Origin of the sequence: Thermocrispum agreste DSM 44070 (genome assembly GCF_000427905.1) — a bacterium.
GTDB classification, from domain to species: domain Bacteria; phylum Actinomycetota; class Actinomycetes; order Mycobacteriales; family Pseudonocardiaceae; genus Thermocrispum; species Thermocrispum agreste.
In genome coordinates, this window is sequence record NZ_KE386603.1 from 251,235 (window position 1) to 274,591 (window position 23,357).

General features: G+C 69.7%; 19 protein-coding genes. 10 read left to right on the forward strand and 9 right to left on the reverse strand.

The genetic code is table 11. The features are described from left to right. Positions 1-62: 62 nt before the first annotated feature. Complete coding sequence (rsgA, locus tag YWY_RS0111355; protein WP_038045019.1) at positions 63-1,079, reverse strand: ribosome small subunit-dependent GTPase A; 1,017 nt, start codon at positions 1,077-1,079, stop codon at positions 63-65. A 49-nt stretch (positions 1,080-1,128) separates the two neighbouring features. Here rsgA and YWY_RS0111360 point away from each other — a divergent pair, with 49 nt between their 5' ends. From YWY_RS0111360 to YWY_RS0111370, 3 genes are all read left to right on the forward strand, one after another. Continuing rightward, positions 1,129-1,905, forward strand: coding sequence for an SOS response-associated peptidase (locus YWY_RS0111360; protein WP_028847699.1), 777 nt, complete (start codon positions 1,129-1,131; stop codon positions 1,903-1,905). After that, positions 1,902-2,510: an alpha/beta hydrolase family protein gene (locus tag YWY_RS0111365; RefSeq protein WP_028847700.1), complete on the forward strand. Its 609-nt coding sequence runs from the start codon at positions 1,902-1,904 to the stop codon at positions 2,508-2,510. The genes YWY_RS0111360 and YWY_RS0111365 overlap by 4 nt, the downstream gene beginning before the upstream one ends. 106 nt (positions 2,511-2,616) lie before the next feature. Continuing rightward, positions 2,617-3,891, forward strand: coding sequence for a cytochrome P450 (locus tag YWY_RS0111370; RefSeq protein ID WP_028847701.1), 1,275 nt, complete (start codon positions 2,617-2,619; stop codon positions 3,889-3,891). A gap of 178 nt (positions 3,892-4,069) precedes the next feature. Here YWY_RS0111370 and ybaK read toward each other — a convergent pair whose 3' ends face one another. Beyond that, a complete protein-coding gene (ybaK, locus tag YWY_RS0111375) occupies positions 4,070-4,546 on the reverse strand; it encodes a Cys-tRNA(Pro) deacylase (RefSeq protein WP_028847702.1) in 477 nt (158 codons plus the stop codon). 280 nt (positions 4,547-4,826) lie between these two features. On the opposite strand from ybaK, the gene YWY_RS0111380 reads away from it, so the two are divergent. Further along, the gene (locus tag YWY_RS0111380) at positions 4,827-5,435 is read left to right on the forward strand and encodes a sigma-70 family RNA polymerase sigma factor (RefSeq protein ID WP_028847703.1); all 609 of its coding nucleotides are present in this window, start codon (positions 4,827-4,829) and stop codon (positions 5,433-5,435) included. Continuing rightward, on the forward strand, positions 5,432-5,746 hold the full coding sequence (gene rsrA, locus YWY_RS0111385) for a mycothiol system anti-sigma-R factor (RefSeq protein WP_028847704.1): 315 nt from the start codon (positions 5,432-5,434) through the stop codon (positions 5,744-5,746). The genes YWY_RS0111380 and rsrA overlap by 4 nt, the downstream gene beginning before the upstream one ends. Before the next feature lie 5 nt (positions 5,747-5,751). Here the strand turns inward: rsrA and YWY_RS25035 are convergent, their stop codons facing one another. After that, entirely contained in the window at positions 5,752-5,826 is a 75-nt protein-coding gene (locus YWY_RS25035; RefSeq protein ID WP_425426135.1) for a 50S ribosomal protein bL37, read from the reverse strand. Between the two features lie 72 nt (positions 5,827-5,898). Between YWY_RS25035 and YWY_RS0111390 the strand changes: the two genes are divergently transcribed. Continuing rightward, positions 5,899-7,389 carry a sensor histidine kinase gene (locus tag YWY_RS0111390; protein WP_028847705.1) on the forward strand — a complete coding sequence of 497 codons (1,491 nt, stop codon included), beginning with the start codon at positions 5,899-5,901 and terminating at the stop codon, positions 7,387-7,389. A 171-nt stretch (positions 7,390-7,560) separates the two neighbouring features. Here YWY_RS0111390 and YWY_RS0111395 read toward each other — a convergent pair whose 3' ends face one another. Together YWY_RS0111395 and YWY_RS0111400 are read right to left on the reverse strand one after the other, a co-directional pair. Next, positions 7,561-7,812 (reverse strand): WhiB family transcriptional regulator, encoded by a 252-nt coding sequence (locus tag YWY_RS0111395; RefSeq protein WP_028847706.1) that lies wholly within the window; start codon positions 7,810-7,812, stop codon positions 7,561-7,563. A 318-nt stretch (positions 7,813-8,130) separates the two neighbouring features. Next, the gene (locus YWY_RS0111400; RefSeq protein WP_028847707.1) at positions 8,131-9,054 is read right to left on the reverse strand and encodes a diacylglycerol/lipid kinase family protein; all 924 of its coding nucleotides are present in this window, start codon (positions 9,052-9,054) and stop codon (positions 8,131-8,133) included. A 505-nt stretch (positions 9,055-9,559) separates the two neighbouring features. Here YWY_RS0111400 and YWY_RS21570 point away from each other — a divergent pair. Then, entirely contained in the window at positions 9,560-9,973 is a 414-nt protein-coding gene (locus YWY_RS21570) for a hypothetical protein (protein ID WP_156899205.1), read from the forward strand. 28 nt (positions 9,974-10,001) lie between these two features. On the opposite strand, the gene YWY_RS0111415 is transcribed toward YWY_RS21570, so the two are convergent. Further along, complete coding sequence (locus YWY_RS0111415; protein ID WP_028847708.1) at positions 10,002-10,487, reverse strand: GNAT family N-acetyltransferase; 486 nt, start codon at positions 10,485-10,487, stop codon at positions 10,002-10,004. 74 nt (positions 10,488-10,561) lie between these two features. Here YWY_RS0111415 and YWY_RS0111420 point away from each other — a divergent pair, with 74 nt between their 5' ends. Then, positions 10,562-11,029 (forward strand): hotdog fold domain-containing protein, encoded by a 468-nt coding sequence (locus YWY_RS0111420; RefSeq protein WP_038045020.1) that lies wholly within the window; start codon positions 10,562-10,564, stop codon positions 11,027-11,029. On the opposite strand, the gene YWY_RS0111425 is transcribed toward YWY_RS0111420, so the two are convergent. Next, the gene (locus YWY_RS0111425) at positions 11,010-11,624 is read right to left on the reverse strand and encodes a dTDP-4-dehydrorhamnose 3,5-epimerase family protein (protein WP_028847710.1); all 615 of its coding nucleotides are present in this window, start codon (positions 11,622-11,624) and stop codon (positions 11,010-11,012) included. The genes YWY_RS0111420 and YWY_RS0111425 overlap by 20 nt on opposite strands. A 230-nt stretch (positions 11,625-11,854) precedes the next feature. Between YWY_RS0111425 and YWY_RS0111430 the strand changes: the two genes are divergently transcribed. Both YWY_RS0111430 and YWY_RS0111435 read left to right on the forward strand, forming a co-directional pair. After that, a complete protein-coding gene (locus YWY_RS0111430) occupies positions 11,855-13,069 on the forward strand; it encodes an NAD(P)-dependent malic enzyme (RefSeq protein WP_038045021.1) in 1,215 nt (404 codons plus the stop codon). Between the two features lie 686 nt (positions 13,070-13,755). After that, positions 13,756-15,315, forward strand: coding sequence for a S8 family serine peptidase (locus YWY_RS0111435; protein WP_028847712.1), 1,560 nt, complete (start codon positions 13,756-13,758; stop codon positions 15,313-15,315). 390 nt (positions 15,316-15,705) lie between these two features. Here YWY_RS0111435 and YWY_RS0111440 read toward each other — a convergent pair whose 3' ends face one another. Together YWY_RS0111440 and YWY_RS21575 are read right to left on the reverse strand one after the other, a co-directional pair. Beyond that, positions 15,706-19,407: a multifunctional oxoglutarate decarboxylase/oxoglutarate dehydrogenase thiamine pyrophosphate-binding subunit/dihydrolipoyllysine-residue succinyltransferase subunit gene (locus tag YWY_RS0111440; protein ID WP_084609197.1), complete on the reverse strand. Its 3,702-nt coding sequence runs from the start codon at positions 19,405-19,407 to the stop codon at positions 15,706-15,708. 127 nt (positions 19,408-19,534) lie between these two features. Continuing rightward, positions 19,535-23,326, reverse strand: coding sequence for an ABC transporter ATP-binding protein (locus YWY_RS21575; protein ID WP_038045022.1), 3,792 nt, complete (start codon positions 23,324-23,326; stop codon positions 19,535-19,537). Between the last annotated feature and the right edge of the window lie 31 nt (positions 23,327-23,357).

A 23,357-nucleotide genomic window follows, 5' to 3' on the forward strand; every position in this document is an offset into this window, starting at 1 on the left:
AGGTGCGTCGGTTTCCGGTACTACGCAAAATGCCTGCCGACGGCGTCAGTTGGGCGTGTTTGTCACTGTCCGGCCACGGCATCAGAGCCGGTGCGGGACGCCAGCAGCCTGCGCAGCGACCCGAGTCGTACCGCGGGCACGGCCCCTTCACCGACCAGCGCGTCCAGCGCGCAGTCCGGGTCGGCGGGCGGTCCGAGATGGCCGCAGTTCGGCGGGCAGTGCTCGGCCGCCTCGGCGAACTCCTCGAACGCCAGGACGATGTCGTCGGCGGTCACGTGGGCCAGCCCGAACGACCGGACGCCGGGGGTGTCGACGACCCACCCGCCTGCGTCGCCCGGCAACGGCAGGGCCACCGCCGCCACCGACGTGTGCCTGCCCTTGCCGACGGCACTGACTTCCCCGGTGGCCAGATCGGCGTCCGGGACCAGCCGGTTGACCAGCGTGGACTTGCCGACTCCCGAGTGGCCGACCAGCGCCGTGACACGCCCTGCGAGCAGCTCGGTCAGTTCGTCCAGCGGCTGATTGACGCTGGTCACCAGCGTGCGCACGTTCAGATCGGCGTAGTACTCCAGCACCTGGTCCGGGCTCGCCAGGTCCGCCTTGGTCAGGCACAGCACCGGCTCCAGCCCGCCGGTGTAGCAGGCGACGAGGCAACGGTCGATGAAGCCGGTCCTGGGCGGCGGGTCGGCCAGCGCGGTCACGATGAGCAGCTGCTCGGCATTGGCGACCACGACGCGCTCGTACGGGTCGGTGTCGTCGGCGGTGCGCCGGAGAACGCTGCGCCGGTCGTGCACCCGGACGATGCGCGCCAGCGTGCCCGGCTTGCCGCTGATGTCGCCCACCAGCGCGACCGAGTCGCCCACCACGATCGGGGTCCTGCCCAGCTCCCTGGCACGCATGGCGACGACCCGTCGACCGGGGTCGCCGTCGATCGCGCACGTCCACCGACCGCGGTCCACCGCGATCACCATGGCGGTGACGGCGTCCTCGTGCCGGGGACGCCGCTTGCTACGCGGCCGGGAACCACGTCCAGGACGAACCCGCACGTCGGATTCGTCCAATCTGGTCCAGTCGCGCACGGTGGTTACGATAAGCGGCCAAGGCCACCTCAAGCAGAGGAGGACCGCGATGTGCGGGCGCTATGCCGCCACGAAGGATCCGGCGACCCTGGTCAAGGAGTTCGACGCGGCCGACAACACCGAAGGCCAGGCGCGTCCCGACCACAATGTGGCGCCGACCAAGAACGTCGTCACCGTCGTGGAGCGGCATCCGCGCGACGCCGACGGCACGGTGCTCGAAGACGAGCCCCCGCAGCGACAGCTGCGCATGATGCGGTGGGGCCTGATCCCGTTCTGGGCCAAGGACAAGTCCATCGGCGCCAAAATGATCAACACGCGGGCGGAGACCGCGGCCAGCAAGCCCGCGTTCCGCAAGGCGCTCAAGCGGCACCGCTGCCTGGTGCCCGCCGACGGCTGGTACGAGTGGCAGCGCCTCGGCAAGAACGCCAAGCAGCCCTTCTACATGACCACAAGGGACGGCTCGTCGCTGGCCTTCGCGGGCATCTGGGAGACGTGGCGGGATCCGCAGGCCGGACGGGACGTTCCGCCGCTGGTCACCTGCTCGGTGCTGACCGTCGACGCGGTCGGCCCGCTGACCGACATCCACGACCGGATGCCGTTGGTGCTGCCCAGGGACGCCTGGGGACACTGGCTCGACCCGGATGTCGACGACGTCGCCGAGCTGCTCAAGCCGCCGCCGCTGCAGCTGGTGGACGAGCTGGAGCTGCGGCCGGTGTCGAACCGGGTGAACAGCGTCCGCAACAACGGCCCCGAGTTGATCGAACGTGTCGACCCGGCGCAGCAACTGGACGAACCGGCGCTGTTCGACGCGCCCAACTCGGCATGACACGCATCGAGATCGACACGCCGTCCGGTGTGGCGGCCGCCGAACTGCATGTCGCCGAGGAAGGATCGGCCTGCCTGCTGCTCGGCCACGGTGCGGGCGGCAGCATCACGGCTGACGACTTGGTCGCGGTGACTCGAGCCGCGCAGCAGGCCGGGGTACACGTGGCGCTGGTCGAACAGCCGTATCGGGTGGCAGGTCGCCGCACCCCACCTCCGGCGAAACGGCTCGACGAGGCCTGGCTGGCCGTCGCGACCGTCGTCGGCGAACGGTTCGGCGGCGCTCCGCTGGTGTTCGGTGGCCGGTCGTCCGGTGCCCGGGTGGCGTGCCGTACCGCGGAAGCGGGCGGCGCGATCGCCGTGCTGTGCCTGGCGTTCCCGGTGATTCCGCCGTGGAACCGGAAGGCGACCAGGCAGCCCGAGCTGGACGCCGTGCAGGTGCCCACCCTGGTGGTGCAGGGCGACGCGGACCACTTCGGGTGCCCCGAGTCGGGCCCGCACCACGAGGTGCACGTGGTCCGGGGCAATCATTCGCGGTTCGCGGATCTGCCTGCCGTCGCCCGCTACGTGGGCGAATGGCTGAGCCGGGTGGTTCGCGTGCGGCAGTGAAGGCCGGCGAACGCCGATCGTGACGTTGCACGCTCAGGTGACATCCCCTTGGCAGGGCGACGACCCGTGCGACTACGGTCGAGGTGTGTTGCGGATCAAGTCGAAACTGACTTCGTGGTTGACGCGGCTGTACCTGGCCAGGGCCAGCCGCCGCGGGTTCGATCTGGAGAAGCTGCCCGAAGCGGCGCTGGTGCCGCTGCGGCGCAACGGCCTCGACCCGGTCGCCGAGCTGGGGGAGATCCGCCGTCGCGAGCCGGTGAGCAAGCTACCGGTGCCGTTCGGCGTGACCATCTGGCTGGTCACCGGCTACGCGGAGGCCAGAGCGGTGCTCAGCGACGCCAAGGCGTTCAGCAACGACTTCGGCAACCTGGTCGGCAAGGCACCGGGCGCCACCGCCGAGCAGAACCCCGGCGGCCTGGGATTCGCCGATCCGCCACATCACACGCGGCTGCGCAAGATGCTGCAGCCGGAGTTCACCGCGCGCAGGCTCAAGCGGCTGACCCCGAACATCGACGCGATCATCAAGCGGCAGCTGGACGAGATGGACGCCGCGGGCAAGGACGGCCGGCCGGTCGACCTCGTCGAGCACTTCGCGCTGCCCATCCCGTCGCTGGTGATCTGCGACCTGCTCGGCGTCGACTACGGCAGGCGGGACGAGTTCCAGCGGCTGGCCATGCAGCGGTTCGACCTGATCGGCGGCACGATGGGCACGCTGGGCGCGATCTCCGAGTCGCTGGAGTTCCTGCTCGGCGTGGTGCGCGAGCAACGCAAGAACCCGGGTGACGACCTGCTCGGCATGATCATCCGGGAGCACGGCGACGACATCGACGACCGGGAGCTGGCCGGGCTGGCCGACGGCGTGCTGACCGGCGGGTTCGAGACCACGGCCAGCATGCTGGCGCTGGGCACCATGGTGGTGTTGCGCGACCCGCAGGCGCGCGAGATCGTCAGCAACGGCAGCGCCGACGACCCGGCGGTGCACCGGTTCGTCGAGGAGCTGCTGCGCTACCTGACCGTGGTGCAGGTCGCCTTCCCGCGTTTCGCCCGCGAGGACATCCAGGTCGGCGACAAGCTGATCAAGGCAGGGGACATGGTGGTCGTCTCGCTCAGCGGGGCCGACCGGCACGAGTCGCTGGGCGAGGACATGGAGAAGTTCGACGCCACGCGGGAGCCGACGCAGCACCTGGCGTTCGGCTGGGGACCGCACCGGTGTGTCGGCGCCGAACTGGCGAAGATGGAGCTGCGAGCCGCCTTCCCCGCGCTGCTGCAGCGCTTCCCGCAGATGCGGCTGGCCACGCCGGAGGAAGAGCTGGAGTTCCGCAAGGCTTCCATCGTCTACGGCGTCGAGTCGCTGCCTGCGGTCCTGCACCCGGCGAGCTGACCGGCGTCGGTCCGGCACCGGCACCGAACTCGCGCCCTCCTCGCCGAGGTGTTCGTGCCTGCTGGGGTTAGCTGGCGATTGCCGCTGCTGGGGCTCTGGTCGCGGTGATGGGGTCGTGCGGGGTGAGTCTGGTCGCCGGTTCTGGCGTTCCTTGCCGAGGTGTTCGTGCCTGCTGGGGTCAGTCGGCGATCGCCGCCACTGAGGCTCCGGTCACTGCGATCAGGTCGTGCGGGGCGAGTTCGATCTCCAGCCCACGCCTGCCCGCCGAGCAATAGATCGTCGGCCAGTCGTGCACCGACGTGTCCACGACCAGCGGCAGTCGGCTGCGCTGGCCCACCGGCGAGATCCCGCCGACCACGTACCCCGTCGCCCGCTGCGCGGCGGCCGCATCGGCCATCTTGGCCCGCTTCCCGCCCACGGCAGCGGCCAGCGCCTTGAGGTTCAGCTTCCGGGTGACCGGAACCACGCCGACGGTCAGCTTGCCGTCGACCTCGGCGACCAGCGTCTTGAACACCCGGTCGGGCTCGACGCCCAGTGCCTCGGCCGCTTCCAGGCCGTACGACTCCGCTGCGGGATCGTGCTGGTAGGCGCGCACCGAATGGTTGATCTTGCGTTTGGCCAGCAACGTGGTGGCCGGAGTGCCTTTGCCCGCCATGGCGTCGCAGCCTACGACAGCGTCGCGCCACTGCCGGAACGTGTCCCGCGGGTCGTGAGCACGCGGGAATTCTGCGCGGCCGTGAACCGTTGCACCAGGCGTGTTCACCGAAACCCGGTCGCCCGGTCCAGTCCGTGGGCTATCACGTCGTGCTTCGAGGCGCGGACCGGCCACACCGCGCGTATCCTCGGCACCGTCGTCGGCGAGCCCGGGGACGGGTCCGGGGGTGTGCCAGTGCAGGGCGCGCCGCGGGCCGGAAGCGGCAACGGAAAGGACCGGTTTGCCCAGTCAGATCACCGAGTCGGAACGCATCGAGCTCGCCGAGCGATTCGAGCGGGACGCGTTACCGCTGCTGGACCAGTTGTACTCGGCCGCGCTGCGGATGACCCGCAATCCGGCCGACGCCGAAGACTTGGTGCAGGAAACCTACCTGAAGGCCTACAACGCGTTCGCGTCCTTCAAGGAGGGCACGAACCTCAAGGCCTGGCTGTACCGGATCCTGACCAACACCTACATCAACTCGTACCGGAAGAAGCAGCGTCAGCCGCTGCAACAGCCGGCCGAGGACATCACGGACTGGCAGCTGGCGCAGGCCGAGAGCCACACGTCGCGCGGGCTGCGGTCGGCCGAGGTGGAGGCGTTGGAGCAGCTGCCGGACGCCGACGTCAAGGACGCGTTGCAGCGCCTTCCGGAGGATTTTCGCCTGGCGGTGTACTTGGCAGACGTCGAGGGCTTCTCCTACAAGGAGATCGCCGAGATCATGGGCACACCGATCGGTACGGTGATGTCCAGGCTGCACCGGGGCCGCGGTCGGCTGCGCGAGCTGCTGGCCGACGTGGCTCGTGAGAGGGGCTTCATCAAGCAGGGGGTGGAGGTGGCGAAGCGATGAGCGACGAGTGCGCTGACGCCCGGCCCAACTGCTCCGACGTGCTCGCCGAGGTCTATCTGCTGCTGGACAAGGAGTGCCACGAGGAACACGCCGCCGAACTACGCAGGCACCTCGACGGTTGCCCGGACTGCTTGGAGCAATACGGCATCTCCGAGGGGCTCAAGCAGCTGCTGGCGCGCAAGTGCGGCGGCGACCACGCCCCGCAGAAGCTCAAGGAGCGGCTGCGCGCGAAGATTCGCGAGGCGCACCTGGCGGGCGCCGAGAAGTCCGACGCGGCCGGCGAGGGCACCGTCGAGGTGCGTGAGGACTAGCTCACTCAGGCGTTCGGCTTCTTGCCGTGGTTGGCGTTCTTCTTCTTGCGGCCACGGCGCTTACGAGCTCGCTTCGACATCCATGTACTCCTCGTGGTTTTCGGACGACTTAGTCTGACACGAGTCGTCGTGCGTCGATTCAGGGGAGTGCCGTGAGTACGCTTGCCGAGCTGCTGGCCGAGCACACCGGGTTGTCCGGGGAGGCCGCCGACCACCTGCAGATGGTGGTGGCCGAATGGCAGCTGCTCGCCGATTTGTCGTTCGCGGACTTTCTCATGTGGGTGCCCATCGAGGGCAGCGAGTCGCAGTTCGCGTGCGTCGCGCAAGCCCGGCCGACCACCGGTGCCACGGCGCATCCCGAGGACGTCGTCGGCAGCCGGGTCGACGAGCGCGAGCACCCCCAGCTCGCGGTCGCCCTGCGCACCGGGCGCATCGTGCGCGAGGAGGAGCCCCGGTTGTCCAACGGGGACATCCTGATGCGCCGGGAGGCGATCCCGGTCCGGTTCCGGGACCAGGTGATTGCGGTGCTCAGCCGGGAGTCGAACCTGAGCGTGCCCAGGGTGCCCAGCTCGCTGGAGATCGCTTATCTGGCGGGCGCGTCGGATCTGTGCCAGATGGTGGCGGACGGGACGTTCCCGCACGAGGGCTCGCACACCGACGTGCACAGCAGCCCGCGGGTGGGCGACGGGTTCATCCGGCTGGATCCGTCCGGCACGGTGGTCTTCGCCAGCCCCAACGGCCTGTCCGCCTATCACCGCATGGGGCACAAGTCCGACTTGGTCGGGACCCGGCTGGCGCCCTTGACCCGGTCGCTGCTGGCGGATCCGTTCGACGCCACCGAGGTCTCCCACCGCATCCTGGAGGCGCTGGAAGGGCGGCCCGGCACCCGGGTCGAGGCGGAGTCGCGGCGTGGTGCCGTGGTGCTGTTCCGGGCGCTTCCGCTGCGTCCGGCGGGCACCCCGGCCGGGGCGCTGGTCTTGGTGCGGGACGTCACCGAGGTCAAGCGCCGGGACCGGGCGCTGATGAGCAAGGACGCCACGATCCGGGAGATCCACCACCGGGTCAAGAACAACTTGCAGACGGTGGCCGCCCTGCTGCGGCTGCAGTCCCGCCGCACGCAGAGCGACCAGGCCCGGCGGGCGCTGGAGGACTCGGTGCGCCGGGTGTCGTCGATCGCGATGGTGCACGAGACGCTGTCCATGTCGCTGGACGAGCGGGTCGACCTGGATCAGCTGCTGGACCGGGTGCTGCCGATGCTGTCGGAGGTCACCACGGCAGGAGAGTCGCCGGTGGAACTGGTCCGGGAGGGATCGTTCGGTGTGGTGGCCGCCGACCTGGCGACGCCGTTGGTGATGGTGCTGGCCGAGCTGGTGCAGAACGCCGCCGAGCACGCGTTCGAACGGGGCAAGCCGGGCAGGGTGACCGTGCGGGCTGCCCGGTCGGCCCGGTGGCTCGAGGTGTCCATCGTGGACGAGGGGCGCGGGTTGCCGCCCGGCTTCTCGCTTGAACAGGCGGAAGGACTGGGCCTGCAGATCGTGCGCACACTGATCGAGTCGGAATTGCGGGGGTCGCTGTCGCTGCGCAACTGCGAGCCGTCCGGAACGGAGGCTGAGCTGCGGATACCGCTGACGTGGCGAAGCTAGTCGGTGGGTAGCGCAGCGGACGCCGGTGGTGCACCCGGCGTTGGGGCAGTCGGGAGTGTGCCCGTGCGGCGTCGCTGGCCGGTCTGCGGGCACACGAAAGAGCCGGCACCCGGGAGGAGGTGCCGGCTCTTTTCCGTTGCGGGAGGCTTGTCGAAGCCTGTGTCGCTTCCGTCAGAAGCTCGTGCTGCCGATACGAGCCCGGCGACGCTTGAGCGCACGCCGCTCTTCCTCGCTCATGCCACCCCACACGCCAGCGTCCTGCCCGGTGGCCAGGGCCCAAGCCAGGCAGTCGGACGCGACGGGGCAGCGGTGGCACACGGCCTTGGCCGCGGCCACCTGCGTGAGCGCAGGACCGCTCGTCCCTACGGGGAAGAACAGCTCAGGGTCCTCGTCTCGGCAGGCCGCGCGGTGGCGCCAGTCCATGGTGATGTGCTCCTTCGTGGCGACGCGGAACAGCCGCGCCACGGTCGTCTCGAATGGCGGTCGTATTTCGGGTGCTTGTGAATGCTTTCACGAACCGCAGCGACGGGCAAGAGTTTTCTCACCATCGGTGAGCGAACTCACCCTTAAGGGCAACCCCTCTGACCTGCGGTTTCTCTCCTCGCTGGGAGAGAAGGCCGGGAAAACGGTGCGGTGAGCGGAGCCGAGTTTGCGACGAGTGGTAGGGACCGGTTCGCCGAACCGATCACTCGCCGACGGTCGGCTCGCCGTTCCGCGCGACGACGTGCGACAGCCGCGCTGTCACACGACCACTGTCAAGGCTTGCGGAACGCTGACGAACTCGACGTCGGTACGCTCACCGACCAGATCCCCGTCAACCTGCAAGTTTACTGGTTTTTCCGCGTGAATGCGCACCTTCGTGACGTCGTCGGCGCGGATGAGATGACGGCCACGCTGACGTCCCTTGCCGTTCAGCGCTTGCCGCAAGTGGTGGAGCACCCCGAAGAAGCCGAGCTTGCGCAACGCGAAGACGCCGAGTCCGGTGTCGAACGAGCACTCCGGGTTCAGCCTGATGGGGCGGGGGCCGAAGTACGACCACGGGTCGGTGTTGGAGACGAACGCGGTGCGGACGATCTCCGGCTCCCGGCCGGGCAGCTCGAGCCGGAGGGTGTGCCTGCCGTGCGGCGGCCGCAGGTAGACCGCGGCAGCCACCCGCGCGTACAGCAGCGGACTGGTCCGCTTGCCGCGCTTGCCTTCCACACCTTCCACGACGTCGGCGTCCCAGCCCATGCCGGCGCTGAAGGTGAACCAGCGTGCGTTGGCCCGGCCGAGCCCGATCGTGCGCCTGCGCCCGGACGTCAGCGCGTCGAGCAGGACGTGCGTGGCCTCGACGGGATCGCGTGGATAGCCGACGGCGCGCGCGAACACGTTGGCGGACCCACCGGGAACCACCGCGAACAACGGCGCCGTGCGCGGCTCACCGGCCACTTCGGCACCGCCGAGCAGCCCGTTGACGACTTCGTTCACCGTGCCGTCGCCGCCGTGGGCGATGATCAGCCCGGCGCCGTCGGCAACGGCGGCGGCGGCGATGGCCGTGGCATGCCCGCGGTGGGCCGTCTCGACGACCTCGAGCTTCACCTCGCTGGCCAGCGCGTGCGCGAGCACGTCTCGGCCGCCCGGCGTCGTGGCAGTCGCCTGCGGGTTCACAACCAGGACTGCGCGCATGACGGCAGCGTACGGCCCGACAGAGGACATCCGCCGCCTCCGCGCAGGCCGCGAGGCCTATCCCACACTGCGCCCGCACTCGCGGGCACAGCCGACAGGTGTGCGCACCAGGCGCACGCAGCCCACAACCGACGTGCCTGGAGCCCTGCCCAGGCGCGTTCACGAAGTCGACCGGTTCGCGAGCTACTCCCGGGCCACCAGCTCCTTTCCGGGCGGGTGTGGCACCCGCCTGCTCGTCCTCGTCCTCCCTGTCCGCCGACGGGTTGCACCCGGCGACCGCCGACCCGCCGGTGGCTGACGACCGCGAGACGACCGCGGAGCACAAGAAGGCGGTCACCAGCCGCGTCGGCGGGCGGAGGAACCCACCGACGTTGATCAGATCATGACGTCTCGGCCGCGGTGAGGAAACGGCCGAGTGGGTGGCATACCATCGGTGACGCTCACGCAGAGTGTCGTCCGTGTGCCGAGTGGGGTGGTCTCGGTCACATACCGGAAGGGGCCCAGGGTGCGACTGGCCGATGTTCTCCGACCAGCTCCGCGCGCGGTGCGGGCCGCGGGCGTGATCGCCGCTCTGCCCGGCCTGGCGTCACTGGTGTTTGCGATCGTGCTCGTCGTGGCCGCGCTGTCCGGCGATGCCGCCATGGGCGGCAACAACATCTACGGTGAAGCCGCCTACTACGCCCTGCTCGGCGTGGGGTTGCTGGCTTGCGGCGCCGGTTTGCTGCTCGGTCACCAGTGGGCTCGTTCGCCCGCCGTGGTCATCGCGGTGTTGATGCTGGGCATCGGCTGGTACGCCGCGGGCCCGTCGGCCCGGCCGGAGCTGGGTGTCCCGGTGGTCGTCCTGGGGGTGCTGCTGCTCGTGCTGCTGTTCCGCGCCCCGTCGCGGGAGTGGGCGGCCCAGGACGGCGCGGAGCGCTGACCACGGCGCGGGTCAGTCAGGGGCGGGACTAGCCGCCCGCTCGCTCGGCGGCCAGCGCCTTCAGCGGCTCGTCGGTGAGCCGGTACACCGTCCATTCGTCCATCGGACGGGCGCCGAGTGCGCGATAGAACTTCGTCGCCGGGTTCCAGTCGAGCACCCACCATTCCAGCCGCGCGTAGCCGCGGCGCACGCATTCGGCCGCCAGCTCGGCCAGCAAGGCCTTGCCGATGCCCCGGCCCCGGTACTCGGGGCGCACGAACAGGTCCTCCAGATAGATGCCGTGCACGCCGCGCCAGGTGGAGAAGTTCAGAAACCACAGGGTGAATCCGACGACGCGGCCGTCGACCTCGGCCACGTGGCCGAACAACGCGGGATTGTCGGCGAACAGCGCCGCATGCAGCTGCTCGGCGGTCAGCAGGCACTCGTGCGGAGCCTTCTCGTACGCGGCGAGCTCGTGCACCAGCTCGACGACAACGGGGACGTCTTCCGGGGTTGTCGATCGGATCACGGTCATGGCCTCCAGTCTTGCCGTCGGCCCCGGCGCCGCGTAGAACGGTAAGCTACCCGCGAGTAACCAAGGAGGCCGGTATGCCGCGGACCCTCGACCTGTGGCGCACGGCCAGCCGGCTGCCCGGCGGCCGCCTGTTGTTCTCGGCCGCGGTAATGGCTCGCGCACCGTACTTCGCGACCGTGCTGCCGACGGTACGGGTGATGGAGCCTGGCAGGGCCGAGGTGACCGCGCCGAAGTGGTTCGGCGTGCACAACCACATCGGCACGTTCCACGCCATCGCCACGTGCAATCTGGCCGAGGTGGCCATGGGCATGCTGGCGGAGGCCACCGTGCCGAGCAGTCACCGATGGCTGCCGAAAAGCATGACCGTGCGCTACGTCGCCAAGGCGCGCTCCAGGCTGCGGGCGGTCGCCACGCTCGACGAGCTGCCCGCGTTCGGCCCTGCCGGGTTCGACCTGCCGGTCCCGGTGACCGTCTACGGCACCGACGGGCGGCCGGTCACCGAGGCCGTCATCACCCTCTGGATCACTCCGCGGAAGAGGTAGCGCGCAAGTGTTCGTACCACTCGATGCAGGCCTGGTAGCTGGGCAGCAGCCCCTGCTCGCGGGCCTGGGCCAGGGTGGGGGCGGACCGGTCCTTGTCGCTGAGCACCGGATCGATCTCCGGCGGCCACGGCAGGTTCAGCTCCGGGTCGAGCGGATTCACACCGTGCTCGGCGGGCGGGTTGTACTCGGTGCTGCAGTAGTAGGCGATCACCGTGTGGTCGGCCAGCGCCACGAAGGCGTGCCCAAGGCCCTCGGGGAGATAGACCGCGCTGATCCGCTCGCTGCTGAGCCGCACGGTGTCCACCACACCGAACGTCGGGGACCCCTCACGAAGGTCCACGATCACGTCCAGCGCCTCGCCGTGCGCGCAGTAGACGTACTTCGCCTGACCGGGTGGAGTGTCGGCGAAGTGCACACCGCGGATCACGCCTCGCTTGGAGACGCTGTGGTTGGTCTGCGCGATCCGCAGCGGGTGTCCCACCGCGTCGACGAATGCTTTGCGCTGGTAGGGTGCCACGAACATCCCGCGCCGGTCAGGAAAGCTGGGCGGGGTGAATTCGAACGCTCCTGGAACAGCAAGTTCACGTACCTGCATTCCAGCAGCGTGGCACACCTGTCACAATGGACCGCACCCACTGTGTCCGGTGGCGCTGCGACGGACCCGAGATGCAGCCCCGGACATCTTCCGCGCCGTGCGGCATGCGGTGTCACCACACCGGGCCGCGCGCGTTCTGACCGCACGAGTGCCAATCCCGTACGCCGGACCCACTCCGGCGTCGTCGCGTTCGTGTCGTACTGATGTCGTACTGATGACAGGAATTCGTCATGGAGATCAGCTGGAAGACTGCTAGCCCCGCCGTTGCCCCTGGACCCGTTACGGGCGGCGCGCCCGTAACCAGCGAGGACATCTTCGCCGGCCACCAGGGAGGCAAGCTGGGCGTAGCGGCGACCAGGCCGATCTCCAGCTCCCGTGACCTCTCCATCGCGTACACGCCGGGCGTGGCCCAGGTCAGCAAGGCGATCGCGGAGGACGCCCGGCTGGCCGCACGCTACACGTGGGCGCACCGGCTGGTGGTCGTGGTCAGCGACGGCACCGCCGTGCTCGGTCTGGGAGACATCGGCGCGAGCGCATCGCTGCCCGTGATGGAGGGCAAGGCGGTGCTGTTCAAGACGTTCGGCGGGCTCGACTCGATCCCGCTGGTGCTGGACACCACCGACGTCGACGAGATCGTGCAGACCCTGGTGCGGCTGCGGCCGTCGTTCGGCGCGGTCAACCTCGAGGACATCGCCGCCCCGCGGTGCTTCGAGCTGGAGGCGAAGCTGATCGACGCGCTGGACTGCCCGGTGATGCACGACGACCAGCACGGCACGGCCATCGTGGTGCTGGCCGCGCTGCGCGGAGCCAACCGGGTGCTCGGCCGCGATCTCGGCAAGCAGCGGGTGGTGATCTCCGGCGCGGGGGCTGCCGGGGTCGCTTGCGCGAAGATCCTGCTCACCGCGGGTGTGGGAGACATCACGCTGCTGGATTCCCGCGGGATCATCCACGTGGGCAGGGACGGTCTGACCCCGGTGAAGCAGGAGATGGCCTGGACGACCAACAAGGCGGGCCTGACCGGCGGGCTGCCCGAGGCGCTGGACGGCGCGGACGTGTTCATCGGGCTGTCCGGTGCGACGATCGACGAGACGCTGCTGAAGACGATGGCGGACGACCCGATCGTGTTTGCGCTGTCCAATCCGGACCCGGAGGTGCATCCGGAGGTAGCGGCGCAGTACGCGTCGATCGTGGCCACCGGGCGTAGCGATTTCCCGAACCAGATCAACAACGTGCTGGCGTTCCCCGGCGTGTTCCGGGGTGCGCTGGACGCGGGCGCCCGGGCGATCACCGACGAGATGAAGCTGGCCGCCGCGGACGCGATCGCCGCGGTGGCGGCGGACGAGCTCGCCCCCGACAAGATCGTGCCGAGCGCGCTCGACCCGCGGGTGGCCCCCGCCGTCGCAGCGGCGGTTGCCCAGGCAGCCAGGGAATCCGGCGTGGCGTGAGCATCGGCCGGGGCTGGACGCGCGCAGGCCGAGCGTGCCGCTCGCCGGGCGTCCAGCCCCCGGCGTCGCCATGGCTTCTCTGGGCGTCGCGGTGGTTTCTCCGGGTGTCGCCGTGGTTTCTCCCAGCGCCGCTGTGGTTTCGGCTCGCGGTCGGCCGGCTGTGTCCGGCTGACCGGCCGCGCTGTCCGCCCGGTGGGTTCCGGCTGGCCGGCTGCGCTGTCTGCCCGGCAGGTCCCAGCTGCAGCCGGTCCTTCGGCATGATGGCTGAGCGCCCTGGCGACGTCCGCAGGCTTCCTTCGGGATCGATCGCGAGAAAGTCAGAGCTTCGGTATTGATCCGTCTGGACCTGTTGCACTACTCCGTTCGGAGTAGCACACCACGGCGCTGGCGCCAGCACCGAGGGACGCACTCGCAGCGACTGCGGAATATTTTCACATTTAACCCCCGTGGCGGCCGGCACGAACGGCGCGTAGCCCGCGTGTGACCTTGGGTAATGATCGCCGTCCGCGTGTTCGGCGCGGAAACGACCAATCGGGCGAGCCGCGTACACAGAACAGTCCGCATATCAAGGACTGTCTTGCCGCAACGGCGCAGACCTAGTCTCGATCACCACGTTCGACCGAACGTGATCACCCCCTGGAAATGTGGGCCCGCACGGCACGCATTTGCCCTGCCTAGGAGGAACAGTGAGACGGTCGAAAGGGACCAAGGCCGCGGTGGTGGCGTCCGCCGCGGCCCTTGCCGCGCTGGGCGGCCCGGCGGTCGCGTCCGCCGAGCAAGGCGCCATCCTCAACGCCAACAGCCCGGACGCCATCGAGGGCAGCTACATCGTGGTGCTGAAGGACGGTGTCTCGGCCGCCGCGGAGGCGTCCGAGCATGCCGATCAGTACGGCGCCAAGGTCACCCGCACGTTCAAACACGCCTTGCGCGGGTACGCGGCCAAGATGAGCGAGTCGGCGGCGCGGCGCCTCGCCGCCGATCCGTCGGTTGCGTACGTCGAGCAGAACCAGCGCGTGTCGGTCGCGGCGGACCAGCTGAACCCGCCGTCGTGGGGTTTGGATCGCATCGACCAGCGTGACCTGCCGCTGGACAACAAGTACAGCTACTCCACCACGGCGAGCACCGTCACCGCGTACATCATCGACACCGGTATCCGCACCTCGCACCGGGACTTCGAAGGCCGGGCGACGTGGGGAACCAACACCGTGGACAGCAACAACACCGACTGCAACGGTCACGGCACGCACGTCGCGGGCACCGTCGGCGGTGAGACCTACGGCGTGGCCAAGGACGTCAAGCTGATCGCGGTCAAGGTGCTCAACTGCGCCGGGAGCGGCACCTACGACGGAGTGATCGCCGGCATCGACTGGGTGACCAGCCACCACCAGTCCGGTCAGCCCGCGGTGGCGAACATGAGCCTCGGCGGCCCGGCTTCGCAGGCGGTCGACGACGCGGTGCGGCGCTCCATCAACGATGGCGTGACCTACGCGCTGGCCGCGGGCAACGACTACGGGGCGAATGCGTGCAACACCTCGCCCGCGCGCACCACGGAGGCCATCACGGTCGGCTCGACCACCAGCAGCGACGCCCGGTCCGACTTCTCCAACGTCGGCCCGTGCCTGGACATCTTCGCGCCGGGTTCGAACATCACGTCGGCCTGGATGGGGTCGGATACCGACGAGCGGACCATCAGCGGCACCTCGATGGCCACGCCGCACGTCGCGGGCGCGGCCGCGCTGTACCTGGCCGACAACCCGTCCGCTTCGCCTCAGGCGGTCCGTGACCACCTGGTGTCCCAGGGCACCCAGGGCAAGGTCGGCAACCCAGGCTCGGGCTCGCCGAACGTGCTGCTGTACACCGGCAGCGACGGGAACACCGACCCGGAGCCGGAGCCGGGCTCGTGCAGCGGTAGCAACACCACCGACGTCAGCATCCCGGACGCGGGGAGCGCGGTGACCAGCACGATCACCCTGTCCAACTGTGGGCGGAACGCGTCGTCGTCGGCGAAGATCTCGGTGGACATCAAGCACACCTACCGCGGTGACCTGGTGATCGACCTGATCTCGCCCACTGGCGCGGTGATCAACCTGAAGTCGGCGAGCATCTGGGACGGCGCGGACAACGTCGTGACGACCTACACCAAGAACCTGTCCGCCTACAGCGCGGACGGCAGCTGGAAGCTGCGGGTGCGGGACGTCTACCGCGGCGACACTGGATACATCGACAGCTGGAGCATCACGGCCTGAGCTGAGGTCTCCTCCCTGTTGCACCGCTGGCCTCCCAGGTGACTGGGGGGCCAGCGGCTTGTCGTCGCCGCAGCCGGGCGGGGCAGCCGGGCCGGGGACCACCGCGCCGGCGCTCGGCCGCTGCCATCCGGGACTGCCGCCATGAGCCGGCAAAAGAGAAGCCCCGGCGCCGAGGGGGGAGGGGACACCGGGGCGCTGCCAGCCCTGGGGGGTGGCCGGCTGCCACGACCTTACCGTTCGGTCAGCAATTTTGACCAGACGATCATCGGATGAAAGGACGGCCGTCCTCATTTGGGACGACCGGCCCGCAACCAGCGGCTGCCACCCCGGAACGCCGGTGGCCGGCCACGCTCGGCGTGACCGGCCACCAGTGGCACCAACGCATGCGGCTCACTCGAATGCCTTGGCGATGAGCGCCTTCTGCTCCACCTCGTGCACCTTGCTGGATCCGGTGGCGGGCGCCGCCATCGGCCGCCGCGCGACCAGGTCCAGCGGCTTGGGGAACGCGTCCGGCAGCCGCCGCGGCAGGTTGAGCCCGAGGAACGGCCACGCGCCCTGGTTCTCCGGCTCCTCCTGCGCCCACACGACCCGCTCGGCCTTGGTGTAGCGGGCCATCGCCGCGCGCAGCTTGTCCTTCGGCAGCGGGTAGTACTGCTCGATGCGCACCAGCGCGACGTCGAACCGGTCCCGCTTGGCCCGCTCGGCCCGCAGCTCCCAGTACAGCTTGCCGGAGGTGAGGATCACCTTGGTGACCTTCTCCGGGTCCACCTCGGCGTCGTCGATCACCGACAGGAACTTCGAGTCCCCGGTGAAGTCCTCCAGCTGCGACACCACCGCCTTGTTGCGCAGCATCGACTTCGGCGTGAACACGATCAGCGGCCGGTTCACCCCGTCCAGCGCGTGCCTGCGCAGCAGGTGGAAGTAGTTCGCCGGGGTGGACGGCATGGTGACCGTCATCGAGTGCTCGGCGCACAGCTGCAGGAACCGCTCGATGCGGCCCGAGGTGTGGTCCGGGCCCTGGCCCTCGTGGCCGTGCGGCAGCAGCAGCACCACGTCGGACACCTGGCCCCACTTCGCCTCACCGGACGAGATGTACTCGTCGATGACCGTCTGCGCGCCGTTGACGAAGTCGCCGAACTGCGCCTCCCACATCACCAGCGCCTCGGAGTTGGCCACCGAGTAGCCGTACTCGAAGCCGACCGCGGCGTACTCGGACAGCGCCGAGTCGTAGATCATCACCCGGCCCTGGTCGGGGCTCAGGTGCTGCAGTGGCGCGTACTCCTCGCCGGTCTTGCGGTCGATGAGCACCGCGTGGCGCTGGGTGAACGTGCCGCGCCGCGAGTCCTGCCCGGCCAGCCGCACCAGCCTGCCGTCCATGGCGAGCGAGCCGAACGCGATCAGCTCGGCGAACGCCCAGTCGACGTTGCCCTCCCGGGACATCTTGTACCGGCGCTCCAGCACCGGCTTGACCCGCGGGTGCGGGGTGAAACCCTCCGGCAGGTTGACGAACGCGTCGCCGATCCTCTCGATCGTCTTGCGGTCGATCGCGGTGGGCACCTGGGCCGGGATCTGCTGCCTGCTCTCCACCGACGGGCTGGCCTTGACCGGGTGCTTCTCCAGCTCGCGCACCTCGTTGAAGACGTGCTCCAGCTGGCTGGAGAAGTCCCGCAGCGCGGTCTCGGCTTCCTCGAGCGAGATGTCACCCCGCCCGATCAGCGCCTCGGTGTAGGTCTTGCGCACGCTGCGCTTCTTGTCGATCACGTCGTACATCAGCGGCTGCGTGATCGACGGGTCGTCGCCCTCGTTGTGGCCGCGGCGCCGGTAGCAGATCAGGTCGATGACGACGTCCTTGTGGAACCGCTCGCGGTAGTCCACCGCCAGCTTGGCCACCCAGCAGGCCGCCTCCGGGTCGTCGCCGTTGACGTGGAACACCGGCGCTTCGATGATCTTGGCCACGTCGGTGGCGTACTGCGACGAGCGGGCGTGCTCCGGCGCGGTGGTGAAGCCGACCTGGTTGTTGATCACCACGTGCACCGTGCCGCCGGTGCGGTACCCGCGCAGCATGGCCAGGTTCAGCGTCTCGGCCACCACGCCCTGGCCGGCGAACGCGGCGTCGCCGTGCAGCAGGACCGGCAGCACGGTGAACCCGTCCTCGCCCTTGTTGAGCAGGTCCTGCTTGGCGCGCACGATGCCTTCCAGCACCGGGTCGACCGTCTCCAGGTGCGACGGGTTGGCGGTCAGCGTCACCTTGGTCTCGCCGTCGCCGAACATGCGGAAGTACTTGCCCTCCGCACCCAGGTGGTACTTCACGTCGCCGGAGCCGTGCGCCTGGCCGGGATCCAGGTTGCCCTCGAACTCCTGGAAGATCTGGCTGATCGGCTTGCCGACGATGTTGGCCAGCACGTTCAGCCTGCCCCGGTGCGGCATGCCGATGACGACCTCGTCCAGCTCGTACTCGGCCGCCTTGTCCAGGATGGTGTCCAGCAGCGGGATGACCGTCTCGCCGCCCTCCAGCGAGAACCGCTTCTGGCCGACGTACTTGGTCTGCAGGAACGTCTCGAACGCCTCTGCCGCGTTCAGCTTGGACAGGATGTACTTCTGCTCACCCGGCGACGGCTTCGGGTGCGGGACCTCGATCCGCTCCTGCAGCCAGCGCCGCTCCTCCGGGTTGATGATGTGCTGGTACTCCACGCCGACCGTGCGGCAGTAGGCGTCCCGCAGCACGCCGAGCACGTCGCGCAGCTTCATCCGCTGCTTGCCCGCGAAACCGCCGACGGCGAACTCGCGGTCCAGGTCCCACAGCGTCAGGCCGTGGGACAGGATGTCCAGGTCCTCGTGCCTGCGCTGGCGGTAGTTCAGCGGGTCGGTGTCGGCCATCAGGTGGCCGCGCATCCGGTAGGCGTCGATCAGCTCGATGATCCGGGCGGTCTTGTCGACGTCGCCGTCCGGGATGTCCTCCACCCAGCGCACCGGCTCGTACGGCAGCCGCAGCGAGGTGAAGATGTCGTCGTAGAACTTGTCCTCGCCGAGCAGCAGCTGGTGGATCTTCTTCAGGAACTCGCCCGACTCGGCGCCCTGGATGATCCGGTGGTCGTAGGTCGACGTCAGCGTGATGATCTTGGAGATGCCCAGGTCGGTCAGCGTCTTCTCGCTGGTGCCCTCGAACTGGGCCGGGTACTCCAGCGCCCCGACGCCGATGATGGCGCCCTGGCCCTTCTGCAGCCTGGGCACCGAGTGGTTGGTCCCGATGCCGCCCGGGTTGGTCAGCGAGATCGTGGTGCCCGCGAAATCGTCCGCGGTCAGCTTGTTATTGCGGGCCTTGCTGATGACCTCTTCGTAGGCCTGCCAGAACTCGAAGAACGACATGTCCTCGACGGCCTTGATGGAGGCCACCACCAGGTTGCGGGAGCCGTCCTTGCCCTTCAGGTCGATGGCCAGGCCCAGGTTGACGTGCTCCGGCGTGACGACGTGCGGCTTGCCGTCGATCTCGGCGTAGTGCCGGTTCATGTTCGGGAAGTACTTCAGCGCCCTGATCATAGCGTAGCCGATCAGGTGCGTGAACGACACCTTCCCGCCGCGTGTGCGCTTGAGGTGGTTGTTGATGACGATCCGGTTGTCCGCCATCAGCTTCGCGGGCACGGCGCGCACGCTGGTGGCGGTCGGCACCTCCAGCGAGGCGTCCATGTTCTTGGCGATCGCCGCCGACGCACCGCGCAGCGGCTTGACCTCCTTGACGCCGGGCTGGTCCTTCTTCTCCTGCTTCGCGTCCTGCTTGGCCGCCGGGGCCGGTGCCGCCTGCTGCCGCGCGGGCGCGGGCTGCGGCGCCGCCTGCGGCTTCGGTGCCGTCTGCTCCGCGGGCGCCTGCGGCCACGCCGGCTCGGTGGTGCCCGGCGCGGTGGCCTGGCTGGTGCCCGGCCTGCCGTCCTGGCGCGCACCCGCCGGGGCTGGTGCCGTCCGGGTGGTCGCCTGGCGCTTGGCGGTGGCCGCCCCGTCACTGCCCTGGGACGGCTTGAAGTCGGCGAAGAAGTCATGCCAGGCGGCGTCGACCGATTGCGGGTCGGCGAGGAAACGCTCGTACATTTCCTCGACCATCCACTCGTTGGGACCGAACTGGGAGGCTGGACTGGTGGTCACGACTGAGATTCGCCTCTATTCGTGAGCTCGTAGTAACCGGAATGCGAAGCTTGCGCCACTACCAGGCTAACCCGTGACTCCTCACTTAGTTGCCCGGGATCATGGGCAGGGATTCACGTTCGGCCGCGCGCCAGAACCTGGCGTACGGGCCGTCCGAGGACAGCAGCTCGGCATGCGTTCCGACCTGCGCAATTCGTCCTCGTTCCAGCACGACGATGCGGTCGGCGCGGGCCGCGGTGGCCAAACGGTGCGCGACCACGACGGTGGTCCTGGACCGGGCCACGGCCTCGCTCGCCGCCAGCACCGCCGCCTCGGTCGCCGGGTCCAGTGCCGCGGTGGCCTCGTCGAGCAACAGGATGTCCGGGTCGAGCAGTTCGGCGCGGGCCAGCGCGACGAGCTGCCGCTGCCCGGAGGAGAGGTTCTGCCCGCGCTCACCGACCTGCTGATGGAAGCCGTGCGGCAGCGCCGCGACAGCGGGCAGCGCGCCGACCGCGCGTACTGCCGCTTCGACTTCGGCGTCGGTGGCCTCCGGCCGTGCATACCGCACATTGTTCGCGACCGTTCCGGAGAACAAGTGCGCTTCCTGCGGGACGATGCCCATTCGGCCGCGAAGAGCTGCCAGGTCGTAGTCGCGGACGTCCACCCCGTCGATGAGGACCCGGCCCGAGCTGGTGTCGTAGAACCGGGCGAGCAGCTTCACCACGGTCGACTTCCCCGCGCCGGTGGCACCCACCAGTGCGACCGTTTCCCCGGGTGCGATGTGCAGGTCGAACCCGTGCAGCGCCGGTTCGGCGGCGCCGGGGTAGGTGAAGGACACGTTCTCGAACCGCACGTCCCCCCGCAGCCGCTCACCGACCGCGACGGGTGCCGGGGGTGGCGGGACCGAGCTGCGGGTGGCCAGCAGGTCGCCGATCCTGACCAGGCCGACCTTGGCCTGCTGGTAGCCGTCGAAGATGCTGGACAGCTCCTGGATGGGGGAGAAGAACATCGTCAGGTAGAGCAGGAACGCCATCAGCACGCCCGGCGTCAGGTCGTCGACCGCGACGCGGTTGGTGCCCACGTACAGCACCACGGCCTCGACCACCTGGGACAGCAGCGAGACGAACGGGAAGTACGTGGCGATGTAGCGCTGGGCGCGCAGCCTGGACCGCCGGTAGGCGTCGCTGCGGTCGGCGAACGCCCGCGCCGAATGTTGCTCGCGCGTGTACGCCTGGGCCACCCGCAGGCCGGTGACGTTCTCCTGCATGTCGGCGTTGACCACGCTGACCCGCTCCCGGGCTTCGGTGTAGGCACGCGACGACTTCCGCCGGAAGATCACCGTCGCCACGATGAGCACGGGCATGACGGCCAGCGTGATCAGCGCCAGCGAGACGTCGGTGACCAGCAAGGCCCCGGTGATGCCGACCAGGGTCAGCACGCTGACCACGGCGCGGGCCAGACCGGTCTGCAGGAACGTGGACAGCGCGTCCACGTCGGTGGTCATCCGGGTCATGATCTTGCCGGCCAGCTCGCGCTCGAAGTAGTCGAGCCCGAGCCGCTGCAGGTGGGCGTAGCAGCGGACGCGCAGCAGGTACAGCACGCTCTCGCCCGCCCGCGCGGTGACCACCGTCTGGGCGGCGATGACCGCCCAGTTCAGCAACGCGATCAGTGCGCCGCACGTGGCGACGACGAGCACGACCGTCGTCGAACCCGCCACCACGCCGTCGTCGACGCCGACTCGGAACAGTGACGGCATCGCCACCGTGGCCAGCGCGTCCGCGGCGACCAGGACGACCGCCGCAAGCAGCAGCCAGCGCACCGGGTGCAGCAGCCGGGACAGCCGGAAGTCCGGGTCGTCCGCCGTCGGGTCCTGGCCGGCGATGTGCGGGGTGTCCCGCGCCGGCGGCAAAGCGCGCACCTTCGCCAGCAGCTCCGGCGTCGGCGGCACGTTGAACCGGGCGGGACCACCGGGACCGCCGCGGCCCATCGCGGGCTCCGGTGGCGGGCGGTTCGCCGCGAGCTCGGCGAGGTGATCGACGTCGTCCTGCTCGGTGCGCGGCCACAGCCGCGCGGTGGTGCCGGAACCGTTGCCGTCTGCCGGCAAGGACGGCAACGCCGCGGGGTTCTCCACGTCGTCGTCCGGCCCGGCGATCAGCTCCCGGAACAGCGCACAGCGCTCCCGCAGCTGGGCTTCCGTGCCGATGTCGACCACCCGCCCGGCGTCCAGTACCGCGATCCGGTCGGCCAGCGCCAGTGACGACCGGCGGTGGGCGATGAGGATCGTGGTCCGGTCCTTGGTGACGGCGCGCAGCGTGGCGTGAATGGCCGCTTCGGTGCCGGCGTCGACCGCGGACGTGGCGTCGTCCAGCAGCAGGATTCTCGGGTCGGTCAGCAGCGCCCGCGCCAGCGCCAGGCGCTGCCGCTGCCCTCCGGACAGCGTCAGGCCGCGCTCACCGACCACGGTGTGGTAACCGTCGGGCAGGTTCTCGATGAACTCGTGTGCCTGTGCGGCCTTGGCCGCAGCGACGATCTCTTCGTCGGTGGCGTCGGGGCGGCCGTAGGCGATGTTGTCGCGCACCGAGGTGGAGAACAGGAACGCTTCTTCGAACACCACCCCGATCGCCCGGCGCAGGTCGGTCAGCCGCACGTCCCGGACGTCGACACCGCCGACTTCGATACGGCCTTCGTGCACGTCGTAGAAGCGGGGGAGCAGCAGGGACACCGTCGACTTGCCGGACCCGGCCGTGCCGACGAGCGCGACCGTCTCCCCCGGCTCGACATGCAGCGACAGCCGGTCGAGCACCTTGTCCTCGCGCGTGTAGCCGAAGCTGACGTCGGTCAACCGCACCGAGAGTGGCCCGGCGGGCAGCTCGCGCGGCTCGTCCGGGTCGGTGACCTCGGGCTGCGCGTCGATCAGCTCGTAGACCCGTTCGGCGCCTGCGCGGGCGATCTGCGCCTGGATGATCAGGCTGGTGACCATGCGCGCGGGCGACACCAGGCCCGCGACGTAGGACGCGAAGGCGACGAACGTGCCGAGCGAGACGTCGCCGTGGAGGGCCAGCAAGCCGCCGACCGCCAGCACGGCCACCTGGCCCGCGGCGGGCAGTGCGGCCACCGAAGCCATCGGGATCGCGGTCAGCCGCGCGGCCCGCATCTTCTCGCCGAACAGCTTGCGTGCGGCGCGCTCGAGGCGGGCCACTTCCCTGGCCTCCTGGCCGAAACCCTTCACCACGCGCACGCCGGTGACCGTCTCCTCGACGTGCTGAGCCAGGTCGGCGGCGCGCTGCTGCGACGACCAGATCGCCGGGAACACGCGCATGCGCGCGGCGGCGACCGCCAGGCCGATGGCCGGGGTGACGATCAGGGCGATCAGTGTCAGCAGCGGCGACATCCACAGCATGGCCCCCAGGGCGAGCAGCAGGTACACCGCCGAGCCCACCGAGAGCGGTCCTTGCATGAGCAGGCCGACCATCAGCTGCAGATCGGTGATCGCCCGGGAAGCGATCTGCCCGGTGCGCAGCGAGTCCTGCGCACCGCCGTCCAGCCGGGAGACCGCGTGGAAGACCTGCTGGCGCAGGTCGTGCTGCACGTCGAGGGCGAGCCGTCCGCCGAAGTAGCGCCGCGCGAACGCGGTGGCGAACCCGAGCAGGGCGAGGCCGATCAGCCCGATGGCGAGCACACCGAGCCGTCCGGTGTTGCCCGCCATCGCCTCGTCGATGGCCTGCTTGACCAGCAGCGGTCCGGCAGCGAGCGACCCGACGCCCAGCACGGCGGCCCCGAACGCCAGCACCACCAGCCACGGGTGCCGCCAGCACGCGGAGACCAGCCGCCGCAGCCACCCGGCGGACGGGGAGGAAACAGAAGGGCGGGGTGCCCGCTGCCGACGTTCGATGCGCATCTCGGTCGGTACGGACACCCCGCCAGGTTAC